Below are 19,108 nucleotides of genomic sequence, written 5' to 3'. Positions count from 1 at the left end.
GAGATTTTGTTCGTGCAGCATTATTATACACAAAAAACCGCACCCCGTTGCAGAATCGCAGACGCGAGATGCGCCCTCGCGGAAGATCTGCAAGCGGGCGAGGACGACCTCACATCAGATCTTCAGCAACCCCGTCGAATTTCTTGAGGCGTTCGCTTGGAGGCTTCCGCTTAAGCAGTCCCTGTTCAGTTGCAGCCGCCTCGAAAGCGGCGAACGCAGCTTGGTGGCTGCAATGTCCGGCCAGGCATTCCTCGATCATTCGGATTGCTTCAAGTCGGGACGGCTTGTCCATGAATGGCCATGGTTGCTGAAGCGCCGTCTCAGCATCAGGTATCGACGCGACCACCATCGGCCTGTGATTCAGGCAGATTGTAATCGGGATGCACGCCGTCATTTTTGTCGCTCCGCAGGATTGAAGGCGGTTACACGCAAAGACATGGCGGTGGTTGCATGAACGTCCCTGGGGCAGTGGTGCTCTGAATTCACCGGCCGAGGCCCCGTTGCGGCCCCAGGGGCTGGACGTCCGAAGACCCTTGATCGTTTCGGTTACCTGAACGAAGAAGCCCGCGCCTCACGGAGGGAGGACGCGGGCTGATCGGAGCATCGCCCGACCGGCAGCAGTCTTGAGAGGGAACCAAGACCATGCTGCACGTCCCGAACTTCCGGCTTAAACCTATGTTCCAGCGAGGGTCGAAAAAAGGCGGTGAAAGCAGGACCTATTTGCGTTGCATCTACCGACCCAACGGCAGTTTTGACGCTGAGACGAGTTCGTCCTCGTCAGTGATACCAGCCGTATAATTTGCAAGGATCCGGGAGGCGAGTACTTCGCGCCTATGTTCGGATTCGCTCTCAATTTTGAGTCGGTCGAACACACGGCCCAGCAAAGCTACTTCGGATGCACTGAAGACGCCAGCTTCTTTAGCTTTTCGATAAATCGGCATATCACCCCTCCGGCTCAAACATTCTGCGCAACTAATACGCTTCAGGACATCTCGGACAACAAAAAAGCCCGCCGCACCTTTCGGCACGGCGGGCTGACGCCTTAGTCGTTCACCAGGCGCCGATTATATATCTGACAAACCCGCCTACCGCTTGGCAGCTAGCGACTTTGCTTCCCGGAGCAGCGATGCCCAATGAGCCCCGAGGAGGAAGATAAGCTCTCGGGCCTGTTCTTCGGTAATGCCGGTTTCTTTGACCAAGCGTTGAACGAAGATTTCAGGGCTGTTCGGCGCTCTATCCTGTTCGTCAGCCATAAGAAAGCTCCTTACGCCAAACTTCCCTATCTGGCGCTTGTTCCCAATCGCGCGACAAAAAAGCACCGAGCTAGCCATAGCCGTAGAGGCATGGCTCCACCGTAAAAACCGGTAACGCCTTGTTGAAGTCGTCCCGCTCTTCGGCCACGGTCTTACGGGCTCTCGATTGAAAAGCCCGCGCCTCTGGCGGAGAGCGCGGGCCCGATCGGGTCGCGGCCCGATCTACAGCGGGCAGCGAGAGGGGGCATGCCCACTGGTCACGGACAATTTTTAGAAATCGCTAAAGTTCCACCCTGACTAGTACTTTGGAAATGATTGCAGGAGCGTCGATACGAGCGCGCTGCGGGTGCTTACCACGCTATAGAAAGTACCACCCAGCGAGGGCGTACACTGCCAAGCCCAACATTGAGAGCACATACACAACCAGGAACAAGGGAACCACGGACCGCTGGCTGTCGAGGGCGGCGTCAGCTTTTTCCAGTTCCTCAACCAGATTGCGATCCTGCCTGGCCTTCGTGACCACGTCCGGCCCAATTTTACTGTCGGTCTCTCTCGAAATCCTTTTCGCGATATCGGCTCGGATCACAGGGTCCTCGGGCAGGTTGCCCGGAAACCACTCAGGAAGATTGTCGCCATCGTTCTTGCCCATGGCGCCAACAAGTTTCCTGTCTCACTTATGTTCCAAGTTTCTAATGCAAGTTTTTGACCAAGGTTGTCGCTCGCCCGTCGATAACTCAAATCCATGCAGAAGCCCGCGCCCCAACGGAGGGGAAGGCAAGGGCGGCGGCCGGGAAACGACAACGATCAACCGCCGACCGTCCAGACAAGCAGTGCGACGCCGATGGCGTAGGAAACCAGAACAACCGCCACCGTGACCTAAAGCTTAGATCAGCCAAAGCGGCCATTTCGCTGAGAAGTTGCTTCATGACGGCGAAACGCACGCCCGCGCCTGGTGTTCCGTGCGGGCAATAAAGCCCGCGTCCTGGAGTGAGAGGACGCGGGCTGATCGGAGGGTGCAATCCGATCTCGCAGCAGGTCTGTGGGTGCTGCAGGAGCCGAACATTCGCTCTAGCCAAGTTGTTCCATACGAAACAAAACAGCCCGCCGCACCTTTTGGCACGGCGGGCGATCAGTCGTTCACCAGGCACGAGGGGGTGGGGTGGGTGTGCCCGGATCGTAGGAAATCCTACGCGCGCCGGCTGCGTCGCATCTACCGACCAGCGGTTGGAGGGTCACTCGGTTAGCTTGCTTTACCCGGCCTACCGCCCCAGCGCTTGTTTCGCCGACAGAAGTTCTTCCTCGTGCACCACTCCCGCATGTAATTGGCAATAATTCGGGACGCAGCGCAGACGGAGATGCGCCCTCGCGGAAGATCCGCAAGCGGGCGAGGACGACCTCACATCAGATCTTCAGCAACCCCGTCGAATTTCTTGAGGCCTTCGCTTGGAGGCTTCTGCTTAAGCAGTCCCTGTTCAGTTGCAGCCGCCTCGAAAGCGGCGAACGCAGCTTGGTGACTGCAATGTCCGGCCAGGCATTCCTCGATCAGTCGGATTGCTTCAAGTCGGGACGGCTTGTCCATGAATGGCCATGGTTGCTGAAGCGCCGTCTCAGCATCAGGTATCGACGCGACCACCATCGGCCTGTGATTCAGGTAGATTGTAATCGGGATGAACGCCGTCATTTTTGTCGCTCCGCAGGATTGAAGGCGGTTAAACGCAAAGACATGGCGGTGGTTGCATGAAGGTGCATCATCGTGAATTCAGAGCGCCGCCGCCCGAGCCTCTAGACACGACGCAATCGGAACTGGCCGAGCGATCAAGGGTATCGGTTCCCACGAGAAGGCCGTTGGTCACCACATGCGAGCGCATCTGTTTCGACCGCAAGAAGGTCAATCTCAGCCTCGTCTTTGCCGGTCAGACCGTCGGCATCGAACAGGTCGAGGACCGAATCTGGCTGACTAACTTCATGGACTATGATTTGGGATATTTCGACGATGAGATGCAGACTGGAACCACTGGACAACCCTTCAGGCCGAAAGGGTTACCCATGTCTCCGGTATAAACCGTAACCTATGTGTCCAGAACGGACCCTGAAAATGCTGGCGATCCCGACAGGATTCGAACCTGTGACCATCGGCTTAGAAGGCCGGTGCTCTATCCAGCTGAGCTACGGGACCGCTGGGCCGACGCCAAGGGCCGGCTGAATCATGCGCTGGGACGGCTGCCCGGCATTGCCGGTCAATGCGTCCAGGGCGTCCTGCGGTCATAGCGGAAATTCTCCGCATAGGAAATCTGGCGGCGCTTGGATTCTTTCGGCTCCTCGACACGGAAGGCCAGCCCCTCTTTCTCGGCATAGGCCACCGCCTCTTCCCGGGTGTCGAAGGTGAGCCTGATCTGGCTCCGCATGTCACCCGACGTGGTGTAGCCCATCAGCGGATCGATTTTCTTGCGCATCTCGGGATCGAATTCCAGCACCCAGTGGCCGGTCTTTGCCTTGCCGGACTGCATCGCGGTTTTGGCTGGGCTGAAAATGCGCGCGGACATGGACACCTCGTTGCTACGGGCAAGCGGCACCGCCGCTGTATTCCCGTCATTACTGCGCAATGCCGCCGGCGGCAAGGCCGATGCCTGCCGTACCTTTCGACACGGCGGGCCACCGACGGTGACCGCGCGACGGTTCACGGCAAAAGACCCTGCCGTTTGTTCCGTTTTCGTCTCTTAGGGGGTCGCGCAGCCAGCCCGGAACCTATAGCCCGCAAGGACTCGGGCCGCGGTAATCAGCAGCGGGAGCCGTGACGAGCACGTTGTGCCGGCGCCCAAGGCGCTTGGCGAATCCCGATGCAAATCGTTCTCGTCTCGCTTTGGCACAATGGGATTGGCATCTGAATTGCTACATCTGACTTGCTAATTGAGACTCGCCAGAGTGTAGCCACAGCGCTTGGGAAGGGGGATGGAAATGGGCTTAGCCGAAGACTTGTCTGATGTTGCGCTCACATTCGAATGTCCGGATTGCTCGCATCCGGCGGTAAGGAAGGGCTCTGCGCTAAGGACGATCGCGCACTTCAGATGTGACGGGTGCAACGCCAAGGTGCGGATCACTTATCCGCAGAAGCTAGCGATCTTCGAAAAGCACAAGCTATTGGCCGCCCGAAGGGCGTTGCAATTGGCTAGCTAAACCTTTTCCAGGTTGTCGGTCGCGCGGATTTCGATGAGCACAAGATTGCTGAATTCTGGACGTGGTATCGTTGGTGACGGGCTGAGGATCGCTCAATTCAACAGCTTTCATGCTGGCGAAGCGATTGATGGTCCAAGCACCGCCGCCGGTTGACGCGCCGGTAGCGCCGGAGGGCGACAAGGCGCGGCTACTTCATTTTTCTATCCATGAGGAGCGCGATGAACAGCCGTGGGACGTTTGGGGACTTTTCGTGCAACTCCCTGCCACTCTATGGCGCTCGTTCCGTTTTTGTCGTTTCGGGGGTTGCCTTCCAAAGCCCGGAACCCTATAGCCCGCAAGCACTCGGAGTGTAGCGCAGCCTGGTAGCGCATCTGGTTTGGGACCAGAGGGTCGGGAGTTCGAATCTCTCCACTCCGACCATTCATTCACCGCGACGAGCAGCAGCCGTGCTGCCGGCGCACCTGCGCCGGACAGCATCTGCGGCCGACGAAGCACCCAGCGACCGACGGGCAGCCCGTATTTCCGCGCGTGCCCGCCTGAAGCTGCGAAGCGTCAGCTTTGGATGAATGCCAGGAGATCCGGATTGATGATCTCCGGGTGGGTGGTGCACATGCCGTGCGGAAGGCCCTTGTAGACCTTGAGCGTGCCGTGTTTCACCAGCTCGGCTGCAAGCAGAGCGGAGTCGGCAATCGGCACGATCTGATCGTCATCGCCGTGCATGATCAGGACAGGCACGTCGATCTTCTTCAGGTCCTCCGTAAAGTCGGTCTCGGAAAAAGCCTCGATGCAGTCGTAATGGGCCTTGGCTCCGCCCATCATGCCCTGGCGCCACCAATTATCGACAGCCCCTTGCGAGACCTTGGCGCCCTCGCGATTGAAGCCGTAGAACGGGCCAGCCGGCACGTCCCTGTAGAACTGGGCGCGGTTGGCGACCAAAGCGGCACGGAAGCCGTCGAAGACCTCGATCGGCAGGCCGCCGGGGTTGCTGTCGGTCTTGAGCATGATCGGCGGCACCGCGCCGATCAGCACCGCCTTGGCGACGCGTCCTTCGCCACCGTAGCGGGCAACGTAACGCGCCACCTCGCCGCCGCCGGTCGAATGGCCGATATGGACGGCGTTCTTGAGATCAAGGTGAGCGACCAGAGCCGCGACATCGGCGGCATAGGTCTCCATCTCGTTGCCGGTCGCCGTCTGTGTCGAGCGGCCGTGCCCACGACGGTCATGCGCGATCACGCGATAGCCCTTGTCGAGGAAGAACAGCATCTGGTTGTCCCAGTCATCGGCGGTGAGCGGCCAGCCGTGATGGAACACGATTGGCTGGCCTGTGCCCCAATCCTTGTAGAAAATCTCGGTGCCGTCCCTGGTGGTGAATGTGCTCATCCTCTTACTCCTTGATGCAGGTGGCTGAATTGGTTGGGGGAAGGTTGGTTCCTTCTGTGGACAAAGCTATCGCAACGGAGTCATGGTGAGGATTGGCAAAACAGACATTGAACAAGGCAAAACTGACAGATGGTGGCGGCCCGTGATCCGGTCGAAATCGGGCTTCTGGTGTATCCCGGCGTTCAGGAAGCGGCAGTACTGGGCCTCACCGATCTCTTTCAGCTGGCCAACCGGCTGGCTTCCGAACGGTCGCCGGATGCGCTGAGGCTTCGCGTCACTCATTGGCAGTGGCAAGAGGCGAGTCAAACGGTCATCCCCACCTTCGACAGCGAGCCCCGCCCTGGCCATGGACCTGCCATGGTCATCTTGCCTCCGACCCTGGGTGATCCGATTCCAAGCGAGGCGGCCGCGCCCTATGCCGACTGGCTCAGGGCCCGCCATGCGGCGGGCGCGACGCTCGGCTCGGTCTGCGCCGGCGCCTTCGTGCTGGCCGAGACCGGCCTGCTGTCGGGTCGTGTTGCGACCACGCATTGGGCCTATCGCGACGCGCTGGCGATACGCTTTCCCGACATCCTACTCAATGCCGACAAGCTGGTCATCGACGATGGCGACATCATCACCGCCGGCGGCTATATGGCCTGGACCGATCTCGGTCTGAAACTCGTCGACCGGGTGCTTGGGCCGACCGTCATGATAGAGACGGCGCGTTTCATGCTGGTGGACCCGCCGGGACGCGAGCAACGCTTCTACAGCCCGTTTGCTCCCAGGCTGAACCATGGCGACGAGGCCATCCTCAAGGTGCAGCACTGGCTCCAGGCGAGAGGCGCGCGCGATGTGACGCTTACCACCATGGCGGAGCATGCGACCTTGGAGGAGCGGACTTTTTTGCGCCGCTTTCGCAACGCCACCGGCCTCAAGCCGACCGAGTATTGCCAGCACCTGCGCGTCGGCAAGGCGCGTGAGATGCTGGAAACGACGACCCGATCCATCGACCAGATCGCCTGGGATGTCGGCTATGACGATCCCGGCTCCTTCCGCAAAGTGTTCGCCAGGATAACCGGCCTGGTGCCGGGCGATTATCGCAGGCGTTTTAGCGTGTAACGAGCGGCCCTGCCCGGCGAAAGCTGAGCGGTGGCGGTTGCGGTGTGACGAGTCTCGACCGGGACGGCCGGACGACGCGAATGGGCGGCAAACAGGATCGCGCTTATCGTCTGCTTGCTTCCTCCCTTAGAGAGCGGTTTCGATATCGGTCCTTGAAAAATCGTCGCCGACATAAAGCAGGCGGCAGGCATGTTCCTTGGCCACCTCATAGGCGAAGCAGTCACCGAAATTGAGCGCGGCCGGGTGAATGCCCTTACCCCATTTTGCGTAGGCCTCGGCGATGCGACGCGCAGAGGCCGGCGTCACTGCCGCAATTTCGAAACCAAGCCCGTCGATCAGGCCGGACAGCTCTTCGCCGACATTGCGCCGGGCCGCGACGATCAGCGCTTCGGCCACGGTGCCGGCGGAAATCAGAATGACGTCTTCGGCCTCGAGCGCCGCGATGCAGACATCAGCCTCCGGCTCGTCAAGAACGATCGCCATCAGCGCCGAGGTATCGACCACGATCATTCAGGCAGGCCATCATCGCCGTAGAGAAAATCCTGGCTTCGCGCGGCAGATGGCCCGACCTTCGCCCTGGCGGCGCCGGATGCGCGCATCGCCTCCAGCAATGCCCGACGGCTTTTCCTGTCCGGCACTGCCTTGACCGGAACCAGGCGCACGGCCGCATGACCGTGGCGGGTCAGAATGATCTCGTCACCTGCCTCGGCACGACGCACCAATTCGGTCAGCTGTCCCTTAGCGTCTGTAACGGATACCTGCATCGCGCCTCCTCTATGGACCATCCTCTGGTCCACATTTGCAATGAAAATAGACCATTCAACGGTCCATTACAACAGCCAAGGGCGGAGCGGGATTGCGATTACTCCGTGGGCGCGGTTGCCAGTGCCGTATACGCGCGACTGGCGACCCCCCTTTGAAGGCAAGCTCGCCGGGAAGAGAACCCCAACCGCCTCATCTCCCGGCGAGCCTACAACCTGATTTGATACGCATCAGGACCGGGGTTAGCCGGCAAGGCTGACCTTGCAAGATGGATGCCAGCACTGATTTCCCGAAATGGGACACCGCCTGAGCCTGTCGTATCAGATCTCGAACTCGCCCTGCCCCTCATCCATCGCGCTGACGGTTTCGGCGGCCAGCGCCCTAGTGATCGGCGTCTTGCGCTCCAGTGCCGTGCGATCCAGCCGCTCGACCACCCGCATCGCGGTTGCCAGCGAGCGTTCGATTCGGCGCACCAGATATTGCACGACATGCGGCTCGACCTCGACCTGGCGGTCGGCGAACAGTTTGGTGATGACGCCGGCCAGCAAGTGATCGTCGGGCTCGTGGATCTCGACCGTCGCCGCCGCCTTCAGCCGCGAAGCGAGGTCCGGAAGTCTGACGCCCCAGGCGGACGGAAAGCGCCGCGTGGTCAAGAGCAAGGTCGAGCCGGCCCCGCGCACTGCGTTGATCAGATGGAACAGCCCCTCTTCATCGACCGGACCGGCATCGGCATCGTCGATCAGGGCCGGCCGCGCGCCGAGGCTCGCCATGCAGTCGCCGATCCGCCCGGCGTCGATCTTCACTGCGCCGGCGCGGGCGCGCCAGATGGAGGCCAGGTGGGTTTTTCCAGAGCCCGCCGGACCGGCGAGCACGACCACCGGCGACGGCCAGTCCGGCCAGCGGTCGACCAGCGCCACCGCCTGGCTGTTGGTGCCGGAGACGACGAGCTCATCGCGCGAATAGCTGGTGCCGTGGCCGAGATCGAGCGGCAACTGGCGCGGCGGGTCGATCTTGTTGTGGTCCGGCATCTGGCTCAACTGCGCGGCCCACCGCTCCCGCGGCGACGCGCCGGCAGCGGCGGAACAGGTTCGGTATTGTGGCCCTTGTAGAGCGGCGAATCGAGATAGCGGGAAATGGCAAAGCGCACCAGAACGGCAACGGCGGCCGAAGCCGGCACGGCGATCAGCAAGCCGACGAAGCCGAACAGCGCGCCGAAGGCAAACAGCGAAAACATCAGCCACACCGGATGCAGGCCGACGCTTTTGCCGACCAGCCTCGGCTGCAGGATGTTGCCCTCGATAAACTGGCCGACGAAGAACACGCCGGCCACCGCCGCGACCATGGTCCAGTCCGGCCAGAACTGGACGAAGGCGACGCCGACGGCCAGCACCAACCCGGTCAGCGAGCCGACATAGGGAATAAAAGAGATCAGCCCGGCGAACAGGCCGATGAGGATGCCGAAATTCAGGCCGGTCAAGGTCAGCCCGGTGGCGTACATGGCGCCCAGTACCAGGCACAGCGTGCCCTGGCCGCGCACAAAGCCGGCGGTGGCGGTGTTGATGTCGTTGGCGATTGCCCTGACGGTCTGGACATAGTCGCGCGGCACCCAGCTGTCGACAATCGCCACCATGCGGTCCCAGTCGAGCAGCATGTAGAAGGCGACGACGGGCGTGACGACGAACAGGCTGACCACCGATACCAGCGCCACGCCGGAGCTCCAGATCGAGGTGAACACCGTGGTCAAAAGACCGAAGCCGGAGGTCAGCAGCGAATTCAACCCTTCGCGCAGGCCATTGGCGTCGACGCCGAAATTCTCTTCCAGCCATCTCGGATCGAAGCTGGTGATCAGGGTCTGCAGGCGGGTCAGGTATTCCGGCAGCTTACTGGCGAAATCGGCCATCTGCGAAGCCAGCACCGGAATCAGGATGACGAAGGCCAGTACCAGAACGACGATGAAGGCAAACAGGATGACAATCGTCGCCATCAGCCTGGACAGGCCGAGCCGCTGCAGCCGGTCTGCGACCGGGTCGAGGAAGTAGGCGAGCACCATGCCGGCGACGAACGGCAGCAGGATGCCGCTGAAGACATAGAGGAAGATCGCGAGGATGACGGCGCTGATCAGCCAGAAGCGGATTTGGCGGCGAAACACGCCAGACGCGGCAGCATCGGCAGCCGCAGCCTCGGCAGCCGCGTCGATGTCCTGGTCAGGTGCCCGGTGTGGAGCCTTCGCCATAGCCGCTCATATGCCTCAGCCAAGCCACGAGATAGGCCGCGGCCGAAGCCACGGTCAAGACCCCGGACAGCAATATGAGCATCGGCCTCAGCGGGTCGAGATCGAGGGCGAGGGCCAGTTCGCCCAGCACCACCGCCGCCAGCCCGATCTGGATGGCGGTGTTGGCTTTCGACACGAAGAGCGGCTTCATCTCGACCGGGTGGGCCATGACGGTGGACAAAACGACGGCGCAGACGATCAGCGCATCGCGCGACACCATGGTGATGACCAGCCACAGCGGCAATTCACCAATGAAGCCCAGCACCACGAACACCGAGACCAGCAGCAATTTGTCGGCCATCGGATCGAGATAGGCGCCAAGCTGCGAAAACTGATTGAAGTGGCGGGCGATGAAGCCGTCGACGCCGTCGGAAATGCCGGCGATCAGGAAGCCGGCGAAAGCCCAGTCCCAGCGCGCCTGCAGCATGGCCAGCACCACGCCCGGCACCAGCACGAAACGCATGATCGTGATCATGTTGGGGATGGTCAAACGCATATCCCGTCGCTTCTGTTTTGATGATACATGATGGAGATGAGAGGCTACGGCAAGTGGCGACGCTCTCTGCTCGCTCACCTGCTCCACTCCAAACCGAAAAAGAAGCTAGCGAATGTCGATGGCACAGAGAATTACAATCGCCCTGCGTGTCACACTTTGCTATTTGGCCGGAGTGACAGAAAGCCTCCTGGCTTTCGCATCTTTAACGACTCCACACCGCGACTCAGCGATGCATGATCATTTGACCAGTTTCGTTCTTCAACTGGTCGTCGGCCTTCTAGTGTCTTGGCCTCTCTGGTTAGTGGCTGCCGCCGTGGCGTTCGTTTTCGGGCGGTCAGTCGACCTAAACCCAGGTGTCTGGAGTGTGGCGGCAAGTTTGATCGCCGCCGGTTTCTCCTACGGAGTCCTCCCGAGCGGCGAGGTCAGGTCTTTAGCGACCGTCGGTGCCCTGGCCGCTGCGCTGGCGGGCATTTCTTTCTACTGCTGGAGCGTATGGAGCCCGGTTCGGCCGGTCTAATTGAACACCGCCATCGCCCTTGCCTTGCGGGGCAAAACCGTTCATGCGAAGAGCCCTCAAGCAAACGAAACAGCGATGAGCAGGCGCCGGAAAATGAGCAAGCGCAAGAACGGGCTCACCTATGCCGAGGCGGGTGTCGACATCGATGCCGGCAATCTCATGGTCGAGAAGATCAAGCCGCTGGTGCGCGCGACGCGCCGGCCGGGCGCCGATGGCGAGATCGGCGGCTTTGGCGGCCTGTTCGACCTCAAGGCCGCCGGCTTCACCGACCCGGTGCTGGTCGCCGCCAATGACGGCGTCGGCACCAAGCTGAAGATCGCCATCGATGCGGGCAAGCACGACACGATCGGCATCGACCTCGTCGCGATGTGCGTCAACGATATCGTCGTGCAGGGCGCCGAGCCATTGTTCTTCCTCGACTATTTCGCCACCGGCAAGCTCGATCCAGACCAGGGTGCTTCGATCGTCGGCGGCATCGCCGAGGGCTGCCGGCAGGCCGGATGCGCGCTGATCGGCGGCGAGACGGCGGAAATGCCCGGCATGTATCACGGCAACGACTACGACCTTGCCGGCTTTGCCGTGGGCGCGGCCGAACGCGGCCAGTTGCTGCCGACCGACGACATCGTCGAGGGCGACGTGCTGTTGGGGCTGGCCTCGTCGGGCGTGCATTCAAATGGCTTTTCGCTGGTCCGCCGCATCGTCGCCACCAGCGGCCTTGCGTGGACCGATCCAGCGCCCTTCAACGATGAAGCCACGCTGGCCGAGGCGCTGCTCGAGCCGACCCGCATCTACGTCAAGTCGATCCTCAAGGCGATCCGTAACACGCATGGCATCAAGGCGCTGGCCCACATCACCGGCGGCGGCTTTCCTGAAAACATCCCGCGCGTCCTGCCGAAAGATTTTTCCGCTGAGCTCGATCTCGATGCCATCGAGGTGCCGGCGGTATTCTCGTGGCTGGCGAAGACCGGCGGCGTGGCGCCCGCAGAGATGATGCGCACTTTCAACTGCGGTGTCGGCATGATCCTCGCCGTCGCCTCCGGCCAGGCGGCACAGGTCGCGGCCGTCCTGCAGGAGGCCGGTGAGAGCGTGACGCCGATCGGCCGCATCGTGCCGCGCCGCGACGCCGGCGTGATCTATCGGGGCTCGATCGGCCTATGAACGCGCGCAAACGCACCGTGGTGCTGATTTCGGGACGCGGCTCCAACATGACGGCGCTGATCGCCGCGGCCAGCAACCTGGACTATCCGGCCGAGATCGTCGGCGTCATTTCCGACCGGGCCAATGCCGCCGGTCTCGGTATCGCCGCGGCGCGCGGCATCGCCACCAAGGTGATTTCGCGAGCCGACTATACCAGCAAGGAAGCGCATGACGGGGCGATCGACGCCGCACTTGTCTCGTTCGGCGCCGAGATCGTGGCGCTGGCCGGTTACATGCGCATCCTCGGCGTGCGCTTCGTCGAGAAGTGGCTGGGACGGATGATCAACATCCACCCTGCCCTGTTGCCGGCCTTCAAGGGGCTGGATACGCATGCGCGAGCCATCCGCGCGGGCATCCGCATCCATGGGTGCACGGTGCATTTCGTCACCCTGGACATGGATGACGGCCCGATCATCGCCCAGGCCGCCGTGCCGGTGATGGTCGGCGACAATGAGGACATGCTCGCCGCGCGCGTGCTGAAGGCCGAGCACCGGCTTTATCCGCTGGCGCTCGGGCTGGTCGCCGAAGGCAAGGCGCGGATGGAGGGCGGCCGTACCGTGCTTGCCCACTTCGCCGAGGATGCCGACAACAGCTCCTCCGTGGTCATGGCACCCGATCCGCTGCGCGAGGAGACCGACCTCGAGCATCTGGCGCGCATCACGCCCTGAGCAGGAGAAGGCTGGCATGGCGACAATGAAGCAACTCCTTCTTCTGCGTCATGCCAAATCGAGCTGGGACGATCCTGACCTTATCGACTTCGACCGGCCGCTTTCCGGGCGCGGGGTGAAGGCCGCCCCGCTGGCCGGGCGCGAACTGGCCAGGCAGGGCTGGCTGCCGGACCTGGCGCTGGTGTCGCCGGCGCTGCGCAGCCGCGACACATGGCGGCTGGTCTCGGCGGAACTGCCGGCGAAAACGCCGGCCAAATTTGTTCAGGCGCTCTACGAGGCCAGCGCGGCAGACGTTCTCGCCAAGGTGCGGCAGGCAAATGCGGCAACGAGCAGCCTCTTGGTGCTCGGTCATAATCCCGGCCTGGAGGAATTCGCACGCCGGCTGGCCGGCGCCGGATCGGATGCCGCGGCACTCAAAAAGCTTGAAGAAAAATTCCCGACCGCAGCCCTGGCCCGCTTCGTTTTCGACGGTGACTGGGCACGGCTGGCCCTCGGGGATGCCCGGCTGACGCACTGCGTTTGGCCGAAGGATCTGCGCTAGCGCATGGGCCCGAAAATCGAAATTGATTTTTGCTGCGCTGTCCTTCGGTTCGGAAAGGATCATGCGCAAAATTAAGTGCTGCAGCGTCCTATGCGCGTGCAAAAAACGGGGCGGGTGCTTAGGCTGAGACTTCTTGATAGGCAGAAGCAAAACGGCGGGCCAAGGCCCGCCGCACTTTGCGTTCCGGAGCTTGAGGGCTTAGCGGCCCCAGTTGCCCCGGACTGATTGAGGCACGACGGACTGGGCCGTGCCGGACTCGGGCGTCGCATTGGTGTTGACAGCGTTGTGCTCGGTCGGGAACAGCTTGCCGATCGAACCCGTGAACGTGTCGTCGACATTTCCAACAGGCGCATTGCCAGCGGGCGCTGCCGGCTGGTTGACGCCATCCGAACCATAGTGGTCGCTGCCGGCAAAGGCGCTGCCTGCGGCAATGAGGATGGCGGCAGCGGTAAGAGCAATCTTGGTCATTTCAGGTACTCCAGTATTTCATATTTTTCAGTGTTGTGTCCGTCTCGTGGCGTGCCTTGGGAGGATTTCGCGTCGCTCGGACTACCCCGAGGTGGGTTGGCATTGTGGCGGTTTCCAATCACAAAGATGTTCCGGCCATGCCGTGAATCGGGTGCTTGAAATCCGCCAAAAGGCTTCCTTCGCCACAATCTTTGGCATCCTTTTCAATGTGTTAGGCGAATCTTCCTGCCGCGGGTGCACGGTATTTTCTGAGCCGGCGTTCACACCGTCCTGCACGGCGCGTCAACGGAAACGAACCGATCGGTTCGATTTCCGCTGATGCACAAATGTAATTCGCAGATCTACCGGCTTTGCGTTGCTGCTCTAGACGTGCACGTCACCAAGGAGAGTTCGCCATCGTCGCGAGCACCCAGGAACGCATCAGGATCCAGGCCATCAGCAGGATCAGCAGCATGCGGATGTAGTTTCGACGCAGACGGCGCGCCAACGCCGCTCGTTGCGAAATGAGGAATTTTGGAGTGCGCAGGCTTTCGCCCACGACCAACAGCCAATCGGACGCGAAGTCGGCTGCGGCGAGAATATCTGCGCGAAATAGTGCCGTTCGAACGGGCGCACGCGGCCCGGTAAACGTCGAAGAAGCGATACCGCCGCGCTTCTATCCACAGCAGCAACAAAGACAAGCAGCTTGGCAAAAAGCAGCACGCCGTGATGCGCGCTGGCCGTCGAAAGCGAGACGGACAACATCGCCGCGACGACCGTTATCGCCCAATTGCTCGTCCGATCCAGGCGGGTCGCGCCATCCCTTCATGCGCAGAATCTCGGCGCGATGAAAGTGCGACATCGTGGTTACGAGTTCACCGGACGAAAGTGCCCTTCCGATGGGGTGGCGCCGCCAACGCTTCTGCCATCACCATACCTCCACCCGCCCACGCAAAAACGACCGGATGGATATATCGGTTCCGACGCTTCACTTCGCCGCGCGCAGCCAGACCTTATTGTCGTGGAACGCAGCACCGCCATAGGGCGCCGGCGCGTCGGCGCCGGTCAGGACGTTGATGCCCTCGCCGCGCTCGTGGGCGCTGTTCGGCCAGATACCTTCGGCGATTACGACGCCGCGCCTGATGCCGTCGAACAATCTTGCGTGCAGCACGACTTCGCCCCGCGCATTGCCGATCTCGACGCGGTCGCCATTGGCCAGCCGATAGGCTGCCGCATCGTCCGGATGCAAAAGCAGTTCCGGCCGGCCCTCCTTGGCTTTCGACACCGGCGTCTCCGAAAAAGTCGAGTTGAGGAAATTGCGCGCCGGCGAGGTGGTCAGCCGGAACGGATGCGCCGCATCCGCCACCTCGATCAGGTCGACGTGGTCGGGGAATTCCGGCAGGCTTGCCACCGGCCCGAACAGGCCCATGCTTTTCGGCGGCCGGTTGGGCGCCGCCTGCCCGGTCCAGTCGGCGCGGAAGCGGAATTTTCCGTCCGCGTGGCCGAAGCCGTCAATAAAATGCGCCGCCTCGAAATCCGGCTGCAAATCGAGCCACTTTTCTTCCTTGAGGCTCGAAAAACTGCCGAGTCCGCGCTTGCCCAAAATGATGTCGATATGCTGCTGCTCGGTCATGCCAAAGCCAGGCCTGTCGCCAACACCGAGCCGCTTGCCGAGTTCCTCGATGACGAAATGGTTGGTGCGCGGCCCTTCCGGCGGGTCGATCAGCTTCGGACCAAGCGTGATGTGCTGGTTGCCGCCGCCCTTGTAGACATCGTCATGCTCGAGGAACATCGTCGCCGGCAGCACGACATCGGCGAGTTTTGCGGTGTCGGTCATGAACTGCTCGTGCACGCAGGAAAACAGGTCGTCGCGTAAAAAGCCCTGCTTCACCAGCCGCTGCTCCGGCGCGACATTGACCGGATTGGTGTTCTGGATCAGCAGCGCCGTCACCGGCGGGCCGCCATAAAGCGCATCCGCCGCCCCGGTCAGCACCGGGCCGATGCGCGAATGGTCGAGATGGCGGATCGCGGGGTCGCGCATCCGCGCGCCTTCCAGCAGTTCCTGGTTCAGCTTGAAGATACCCGAATTGGAATGGAAGGCGCCGCCGCCCTCATATTGCCAGCAGCCGGTGACCGCGGCGATCGAGGCTGCGGCATGCATGTTGACAGAGCCGTTGCGTTGGCGCGAGAAGCCGTAGCCGAGGCGGAAATAGGTTTTCTTCGTCGTGCCGACGAGACGGGCGAAGGCCTCGATCTCGTCGAGGGAAAGCCCGGTAATATCAGCCGCCCATTGCGGCGTCCTCGTCCGAAGATGCGCTTCCAGACCGTGCGGGTCGTCGGTGTATTTTTCCAAATAGGCGCGGTCGGCCATGCCGTCACGGAACAGCACATGCATCACCGCGCAGGCCAGCGCGCCGTCGGTGCCGGGCTTCAGCACCAGGCCGAGATCGGCCTGCTTCATCGTCGCATTCTCGTAGACGTCGATGACGACGATTTTGGCGCCGCGTTCCTTGCGCGCCTTGATCGCGTGGGTCATGACGTTGACCTGGGTGGCCACGGCATTGGTGCCCCAGATCACCACGCAGTCGGACTTGGCCATCTCGCGCGGGTCGGGACCGCGCAACGCCCCGGCGCCCATCATCCAGCCGGTCCAAGCCAGATTGGTGCAGATAGAACCGAAGAAGCCGGAGTACTTTTTCGCGTGGCGCAGCCGCTCGATGCCGTCGCGCTGCACCAGCCCCATCGTGCCGGCATAGTAATAGGGCCAGACCGTCTCCGAGCCGCATTTTGCCTCGGCCGCAATGAATTTTTCGGCGACGAGGTCGAGTGCGGCCTCCCAGCTCGCTTCCTTCCAGACGCCCTCGCCTTTGGCGCCGGCGCGGATCAGTGGCTTCAACAAGCGGTCGGGGTGATGGACGCGATCGGCATAGCGGGCGACCTTGGCGCAGATGACGCCTGACGTATACGTGTTGGCCTTTGCGCCATGGACGCGGCCGATGCGCTTGCTGTCGAGTAGCTCGACCTCGAGCGCGCAGGTCGAAGGGCAATCATGCGGACAGGCCGAATGGCCGATCCTGAGCTTGGCGTGCTGATTCATAGGGCCAAACTAGCCGTTTATGGCGGCGGCGTGTAGGGCCAGATGGCGCTACTCCGCCGTGCCTTCCTCGTATTCCGCCGACATCGACAGCCATTTTTCCTCATGGGCGGCCAGCGTCTGGGCCAGTTGCGAGCGCTCCTTGGCCAGCCGTGTCGCCGTCGACGGGTCCTTTTCATAGACCGCTGGGTTGGCGAGTTCGTCCTCGATCAAGTCGATGCGCTTACGGATGCGGTCCATCAGCGCTTCGGTGGCGCGGATTTCCTTGGCCAGTGGCTCGAAGATGGCGCGGCGTGCGGCCGCGTCGCGGCGGCGGTCGGCCTTCGAGGCTTTTTCGGCTTCGCGCTTGCCGCGGCGGTCGCCGGAAATACCGGTGACCAGCGTCTTGTAGTCATCGAGGTCGCCGTCAAAAGGATTGACCGTCCCATCCTTGACCAGCCATAGGCGGTCGGCCGTTGCCTCGAGCAGATGGCGGTCGTGCGAGATCAGGATGACGGCGCCGGGAAACTCGTTCAGCGCATGGATCAGCGATTCACGGCTGTCGATGTCGAGATGGTTGGTCGGTTCGTCGAGGATGAACAGGTTTGGGCCCTCGAAAGCCGACAGGCCCATCAGCAGTCGCGCCTTCTCGCCGCCCGACAGGTCCTTGGCGGCGGTGTTCATCTTTTCGGTGGTCAGGCCGAACTGGGCGACACGGCCGCGCACTTTCGATTCCGGCGCTTCCGGCATCAGCCGGCGGACATGCTCATAGGCGTTTTCGTTCGGCCGGAGATCGTCGAGCTGATGCTGGGCAAAGATCGCCACCTTCAGCCCGGGAGCCACCGTCATGGTGCCGGTCTCCTGCTTCAGCCGGCCCGACAGAAGCTTGGCGAAGGTCGACTTGCCGTTGCCATTGGCGCCAAGCAGCGCGATGCGGTCATCGGCGTCGATGCGCAGCGTCATCTTCTTCAGGATCGGCTGACCCTCGGTATAGCCGACATTGACATTGTTCAGCGCGATGATCGGCGAGGCGACCGTCTTCACCGGCTCGGGAAAGGAGAACGGCCGCACGTTGTCGTTCACAATTGCGGCGATCGGCTTCATCTTCTCCAGCGCCTTGATGCGCGACTGCGCCTGTCTCGCCTTGGAAGCCTTGGCCCGAAAGCGCTCGACGAAGGATTCCATGTGCTTGCGCGCGGCTTCCTGCTTGACCCTGCCCTTCTCCTGCAATTCGCGCTGCTCGGTGTATTGGCGTTCGAACTGGTCGTAGCCGCCGCGCCAGAAAGTCAGCTTCTTCTGGTCGAGATGGACGATCGAGTTGACGGCGCGGTTGAGCAGGTCGCGGTCGTGCGAGATCAGAAGTACGGTGTGCGGATATTTCGACACGTAGTTTTCCAGCCACAGCGTGCCTTCGAGGTCGAGGTAGTTGGTCGGCTCGTCGAGCAGCAGCAGATCGGGCTCGGCAAACAGCACTGCGGCGAGTGCGACGCGCATGCGCCAGCCGCCGGAGAACGACGAGGCTGGCCGTCGCTGGGCGTCGTCGTCGAAGCCGAGGCCGGCGAGGATGGTGGCGGCACGCGACTCGGCCGAATGGGCGTCGATATCGGCCAGCCGCATGTGGATGTCGGCGATGCGGTGCGGATCGGTCGCCGACTTTTCCTCCTCGATCAATGCGGAGCGTTCAAGGTCGGCCTTGAGCACGATCTCGATCAGCGGCTCCTCGGTGCCGGGCGCTTCCTGCGCCACCTGGCCTATGCGCGTGTTCTTCGGCAGGCTGATCGAGCCGGTCTCGGAGGCGAGGTCGCCGGTGATCGCCTTGAACAAAGTGGTCTTGCCGGTGCCGTTGCGGCCGACGAGGCCTGCCTTGCTGCCGGCCGGCAAGGTCAGCGAGGCATGGTCGAGAAGCAGGCGTCCGGCCATGCGGAGCGAAAGGTCGTTAATGATCAGCATGGCCGCGCTTTTGCACGGGACGTCAGCGCTTCGCAAGAGCTTGAGCGCCGGTTGGCCGCATAAGGCATGAAAATGGCCGGCGGCGGCAGATTGCCTGATGCCGCGGGAGGAAAGATCCGATCGCCGGCCTCACCGGATCAGAGAGCCAGCCCTGGGTTGGGCCGGAACCTGCTGCGACGGCGCGGCGCCTTGCGAGCATCGGCTTCTCGCATCTGAAAATGGCAGTTTTGTCACATTTGTCAGTTAATTGACTGTCCAACGCGGTCGTCTTCCGCGA

At 62.0% G+C, this 19,108-nt stretch carries 20 protein-coding genes, 2 tRNA genes and 1 pseudogene; 6 read left to right on the top strand and 17 right to left on the bottom strand.

Annotated features, from left to right (window positions below):
- Positions 1-109: 109 nt before the first annotated feature.
- The 4 genes from ACWUKX_RS14435 to ACWUKX_RS14420 all read right to left on the bottom strand — a co-directional run bounded on the left by ACWUKX_RS14435 (position 110) and on the right by ACWUKX_RS14420 (position 2,934).
- Entirely contained in the window at positions 110-394 is a 285-nt protein-coding gene (locus ACWUKX_RS14435; RefSeq protein WP_456007510.1) for a DUF982 domain-containing protein, read from the bottom strand.
- 691 nt (positions 395-1,085) lie between these two features.
- Positions 1,086-1,253 (bottom strand): hypothetical protein, encoded by a 168-nt coding sequence (locus tag ACWUKX_RS14430; protein ID WP_456007508.1) that lies wholly within the window; start codon positions 1,251-1,253, stop codon positions 1,086-1,088.
- A gap of 358 nt (positions 1,254-1,611) precedes the next feature.
- The gene (locus tag ACWUKX_RS14425; RefSeq protein WP_456007506.1) at positions 1,612-1,902 is read right to left on the bottom strand and encodes a hypothetical protein; all 291 of its coding nucleotides are present in this window, start codon (positions 1,900-1,902) and stop codon (positions 1,612-1,614) included.
- 747 nt (positions 1,903-2,649) lie between these two features.
- Entirely contained in the window at positions 2,650-2,934 is a 285-nt protein-coding gene (locus tag ACWUKX_RS14420) for a DUF982 domain-containing protein (RefSeq protein ID WP_456007504.1), read from the bottom strand.
- A 56-nt stretch (positions 2,935-2,990) separates the two neighbouring features.
- Here ACWUKX_RS14420 and ACWUKX_RS14415 point away from each other — a divergent pair, with 56 nt between their 5' ends.
- Complete coding sequence (locus ACWUKX_RS14415; RefSeq protein WP_456007502.1) at positions 2,991-3,314, top strand: hypothetical protein; 324 nt, start codon at positions 2,991-2,993, stop codon at positions 3,312-3,314.
- A 38-nt stretch (positions 3,315-3,352) separates the two neighbouring features.
- Here the strand turns inward: ACWUKX_RS14415 and ACWUKX_RS14410 are convergent.
- Together ACWUKX_RS14410 and ACWUKX_RS14405 are read right to left on the bottom strand one after the other, a co-directional pair.
- Positions 3,353-3,429, bottom strand: a tRNA-Arg gene (locus ACWUKX_RS14410).
- Between the two features lie 61 nt (positions 3,430-3,490).
- Positions 3,491-3,796 carry an ETC complex I subunit gene (locus ACWUKX_RS14405; RefSeq protein WP_127320127.1) on the bottom strand — a complete coding sequence of 102 codons (306 nt, stop codon included), beginning with the start codon at positions 3,794-3,796 and terminating at the stop codon, positions 3,491-3,493.
- Positions 3,797-4,770: 974 nt separating this feature from the next.
- On the opposite strand from ACWUKX_RS14405, the gene ACWUKX_RS14400 reads away from it, so the two are divergent.
- Positions 4,771-4,847: transfer RNA gene (locus ACWUKX_RS14400), tRNA-Pro, on the top strand.
- 132 nt (positions 4,848-4,979) lie between these two features.
- Here ACWUKX_RS14400 and ACWUKX_RS14395 read toward each other — a convergent pair.
- Positions 4,980-5,807: an alpha/beta fold hydrolase gene (locus tag ACWUKX_RS14395; RefSeq protein WP_456007500.1), complete on the bottom strand. Its 828-nt coding sequence runs from the start codon at positions 5,805-5,807 to the stop codon at positions 4,980-4,982.
- A 129-nt stretch (positions 5,808-5,936) separates the two neighbouring features.
- Here ACWUKX_RS14395 and ACWUKX_RS14390 point away from each other — a divergent pair, with 129 nt between their 5' ends.
- Positions 5,937-6,908: a GlxA family transcriptional regulator gene (locus ACWUKX_RS14390; protein ID WP_456007498.1), complete on the top strand. Its 972-nt coding sequence runs from the start codon at positions 5,937-5,939 to the stop codon at positions 6,906-6,908.
- 126 nt (positions 6,909-7,034) lie between these two features.
- Here the strand turns inward: ACWUKX_RS14390 and ACWUKX_RS14385 are convergent, their stop codons facing one another.
- The 5 genes from ACWUKX_RS14385 to ACWUKX_RS14365 all read right to left on the bottom strand — a co-directional run bounded on the left by ACWUKX_RS14385 (position 7,035) and on the right by ACWUKX_RS14365 (position 10,432).
- Positions 7,035-7,418, bottom strand: coding sequence for a type II toxin-antitoxin system VapC family toxin (locus ACWUKX_RS14385; RefSeq protein ID WP_029354282.1), 384 nt, complete (start codon positions 7,416-7,418; stop codon positions 7,035-7,037).
- On the bottom strand, positions 7,415-7,672 hold the full coding sequence (locus ACWUKX_RS14380) for a type II toxin-antitoxin system Phd/YefM family antitoxin (protein ID WP_029354283.1): 258 nt from the start codon (positions 7,670-7,672) through the stop codon (positions 7,415-7,417). The genes ACWUKX_RS14385 and ACWUKX_RS14380 overlap by 4 nt, the downstream gene beginning before the upstream one ends.
- 318 nt (positions 7,673-7,990) lie before the next feature.
- Positions 7,991-8,698, bottom strand: coding sequence for a DnaA regulatory inactivator HdaA (gene hdaA, locus ACWUKX_RS14375; protein WP_456007496.1), 708 nt, complete (start codon positions 8,696-8,698; stop codon positions 7,991-7,993).
- A gap of 5 nt (positions 8,699-8,703) precedes the next feature.
- Complete coding sequence (locus ACWUKX_RS14370; RefSeq protein ID WP_455850437.1) at positions 8,704-9,903, bottom strand: AI-2E family transporter; 1,200 nt, start codon at positions 9,901-9,903, stop codon at positions 8,704-8,706.
- A complete protein-coding gene (locus ACWUKX_RS14365; protein ID WP_029354290.1) occupies positions 9,875-10,432 on the bottom strand; it encodes a CDP-alcohol phosphatidyltransferase family protein in 558 nt (185 codons plus the stop codon). Before ACWUKX_RS14365 ends, ACWUKX_RS14370 begins: the two co-directional genes overlap by 29 nt.
- Positions 10,433-11,048: 616 nt before the next feature.
- On the opposite strand from ACWUKX_RS14365, the gene purM reads away from it, so the two are divergent.
- From purM to ACWUKX_RS14350, 3 genes are read left to right on the top strand one after another with little or no spacing between them, the layout of a single operon-like run.
- The gene (purM, locus tag ACWUKX_RS14360) at positions 11,049-12,113 is read left to right on the top strand and encodes a phosphoribosylformylglycinamidine cyclo-ligase (protein ID WP_455850438.1); all 1,065 of its coding nucleotides are present in this window, start codon (positions 11,049-11,051) and stop codon (positions 12,111-12,113) included.
- Positions 12,110-12,820 carry a phosphoribosylglycinamide formyltransferase gene (purN, locus tag ACWUKX_RS14355; protein WP_456007494.1) on the top strand — a complete coding sequence of 237 codons (711 nt, stop codon included), beginning with the start codon at positions 12,110-12,112 and terminating at the stop codon, positions 12,818-12,820. Before purM ends, purN begins: the two co-directional genes overlap by 4 nt.
- Before the next feature lie 25 nt (positions 12,821-12,845).
- Complete coding sequence (locus ACWUKX_RS14350) at positions 12,846-13,361, top strand: SixA phosphatase family protein (protein WP_456007592.1); 516 nt, start codon at positions 12,846-12,848, stop codon at positions 13,359-13,361.
- Positions 13,362-13,559: 198 nt separating this feature from the next.
- Here ACWUKX_RS14350 and ACWUKX_RS14345 read toward each other — a convergent pair whose 3' ends face one another.
- The 5 genes and pseudogenes from ACWUKX_RS14345 to ACWUKX_RS14325 form a co-directional block, all read right to left on the bottom strand.
- Entirely contained in the window at positions 13,560-13,829 is a 270-nt protein-coding gene (locus tag ACWUKX_RS14345) for a DUF680 domain-containing protein (protein WP_456007492.1), read from the bottom strand.
- A 376-nt stretch (positions 13,830-14,205) separates the two neighbouring features.
- On the bottom strand, positions 14,206-14,367 hold the full coding sequence (locus ACWUKX_RS14340; RefSeq protein WP_456007490.1) for a DUF2270 domain-containing protein: 162 nt from the start codon (positions 14,365-14,367) through the stop codon (positions 14,206-14,208).
- Between the two features lie 116 nt (positions 14,368-14,483).
- Positions 14,484-14,573, bottom strand: a pseudogene (locus ACWUKX_RS14335) (DUF2270 domain-containing protein); the annotation flags it as partial.
- A 223-nt stretch (positions 14,574-14,796) separates the two neighbouring features.
- Positions 14,797-16,905, bottom strand: a complete 2,109-nt coding sequence (locus ACWUKX_RS14330; protein ID WP_455837251.1) for a molybdopterin-containing oxidoreductase family protein — start codon at positions 16,903-16,905, stop codon at positions 14,797-14,799.
- A gap of 48 nt (positions 16,906-16,953) precedes the next feature.
- Complete coding sequence (locus tag ACWUKX_RS14325; RefSeq protein WP_456007488.1) at positions 16,954-18,831, bottom strand: ATP-binding cassette domain-containing protein; 1,878 nt, start codon at positions 18,829-18,831, stop codon at positions 16,954-16,956.
- Positions 18,832-19,108 lie beyond the last annotated feature (277 nt).

The organism is Mesorhizobium sp. f-mel (assembly GCF_053850215.1).
Note: the sequence above shows the minus strand (reverse complement) of the source record. Positions and strands in the feature narration are given on the sequence as shown.

Excerpts from the sequence above, each read along its gene's own strand:
- ACWUKX_RS14380 (WP_029354283.1), bottom strand. The coding sequence starts at position 7,672 with ATGCAGGTATCCGTTACAGACGCTAAGGGACAGCTGACCGAATTGGTG.
- ACWUKX_RS14435 (WP_456007510.1), bottom strand. The coding sequence starts at position 394 with ATGACGGCGTGCATCCCGATTACAATCTGCCTGAATCACAGGCCGATG.
- ACWUKX_RS14420 (WP_456007504.1), bottom strand. The coding sequence starts at position 2,934 with ATGACGGCGTTCATCCCGATTACAATCTACCTGAATCACAGGCCGATG.
- ACWUKX_RS14430 (WP_456007508.1), bottom strand. The coding sequence starts at position 1,253 with ATGGCTGACGAACAGGATAGAGCGCCGAACAGCCCTGAAATCTTCGTT.
- ACWUKX_RS14330 (WP_455837251.1), bottom strand. The coding sequence starts at position 16,905 with ATGAATCAGCACGCCAAGCTCAGGATCGGCCATTCGGCCTGTCCGCAT.
- ACWUKX_RS14345 (WP_456007492.1), bottom strand. The coding sequence starts at position 13,829 with ATGACCAAGATTGCTCTTACCGCTGCCGCCATCCTCATTGCCGCAGGC.
- purM (WP_455850438.1), top strand. The coding sequence starts at position 11,049 with ATGAGCAAGCGCAAGAACGGGCTCACCTATGCCGAGGCGGGTGTCGAC.
- ACWUKX_RS14350 (WP_456007592.1), top strand. The coding sequence starts at position 12,846 with ATGAAGCAACTCCTTCTTCTGCGTCATGCCAAATCGAGCTGGGACGAT.
- ACWUKX_RS14415 (WP_456007502.1), top strand. The coding sequence starts at position 2,991 with ATGAAGGTGCATCATCGTGAATTCAGAGCGCCGCCGCCCGAGCCTCTA.
- ACWUKX_RS14385 (WP_029354282.1), bottom strand. The coding sequence starts at position 7,418 with ATGATCGTGGTCGATACCTCGGCGCTGATGGCGATCGTTCTTGACGAG.
- purN (WP_456007494.1), top strand. The coding sequence starts at position 12,110 with ATGAACGCGCGCAAACGCACCGTGGTGCTGATTTCGGGACGCGGCTCC.
- ACWUKX_RS14370 (WP_455850437.1), bottom strand. The coding sequence starts at position 9,903 with ATGGCGAAGGCTCCACACCGGGCACCTGACCAGGACATCGACGCGGCT.
- hdaA (WP_456007496.1), bottom strand. The coding sequence starts at position 8,698 with ATGCCGGACCACAACAAGATCGACCCGCCGCGCCAGTTGCCGCTCGAT.
- ACWUKX_RS14425 (WP_456007506.1), bottom strand. The coding sequence starts at position 1,902 with ATGGGCAAGAACGATGGCGACAATCTTCCTGAGTGGTTTCCGGGCAAC.
- ACWUKX_RS14325 (WP_456007488.1), bottom strand. The coding sequence starts at position 18,831 with ATGCTGATCATTAACGACCTTTCGCTCCGCATGGCCGGACGCCTGCTT.
- ACWUKX_RS14405 (WP_127320127.1), bottom strand. The coding sequence starts at position 3,796 with ATGTCCGCGCGCATTTTCAGCCCAGCCAAAACCGCGATGCAGTCCGGC.
- ACWUKX_RS14390 (WP_456007498.1), top strand. The coding sequence starts at position 5,937 with ATGGTGGCGGCCCGTGATCCGGTCGAAATCGGGCTTCTGGTGTATCCC.
- ACWUKX_RS14395 (WP_456007500.1), bottom strand. The coding sequence starts at position 5,807 with ATGAGCACATTCACCACCAGGGACGGCACCGAGATTTTCTACAAGGAT.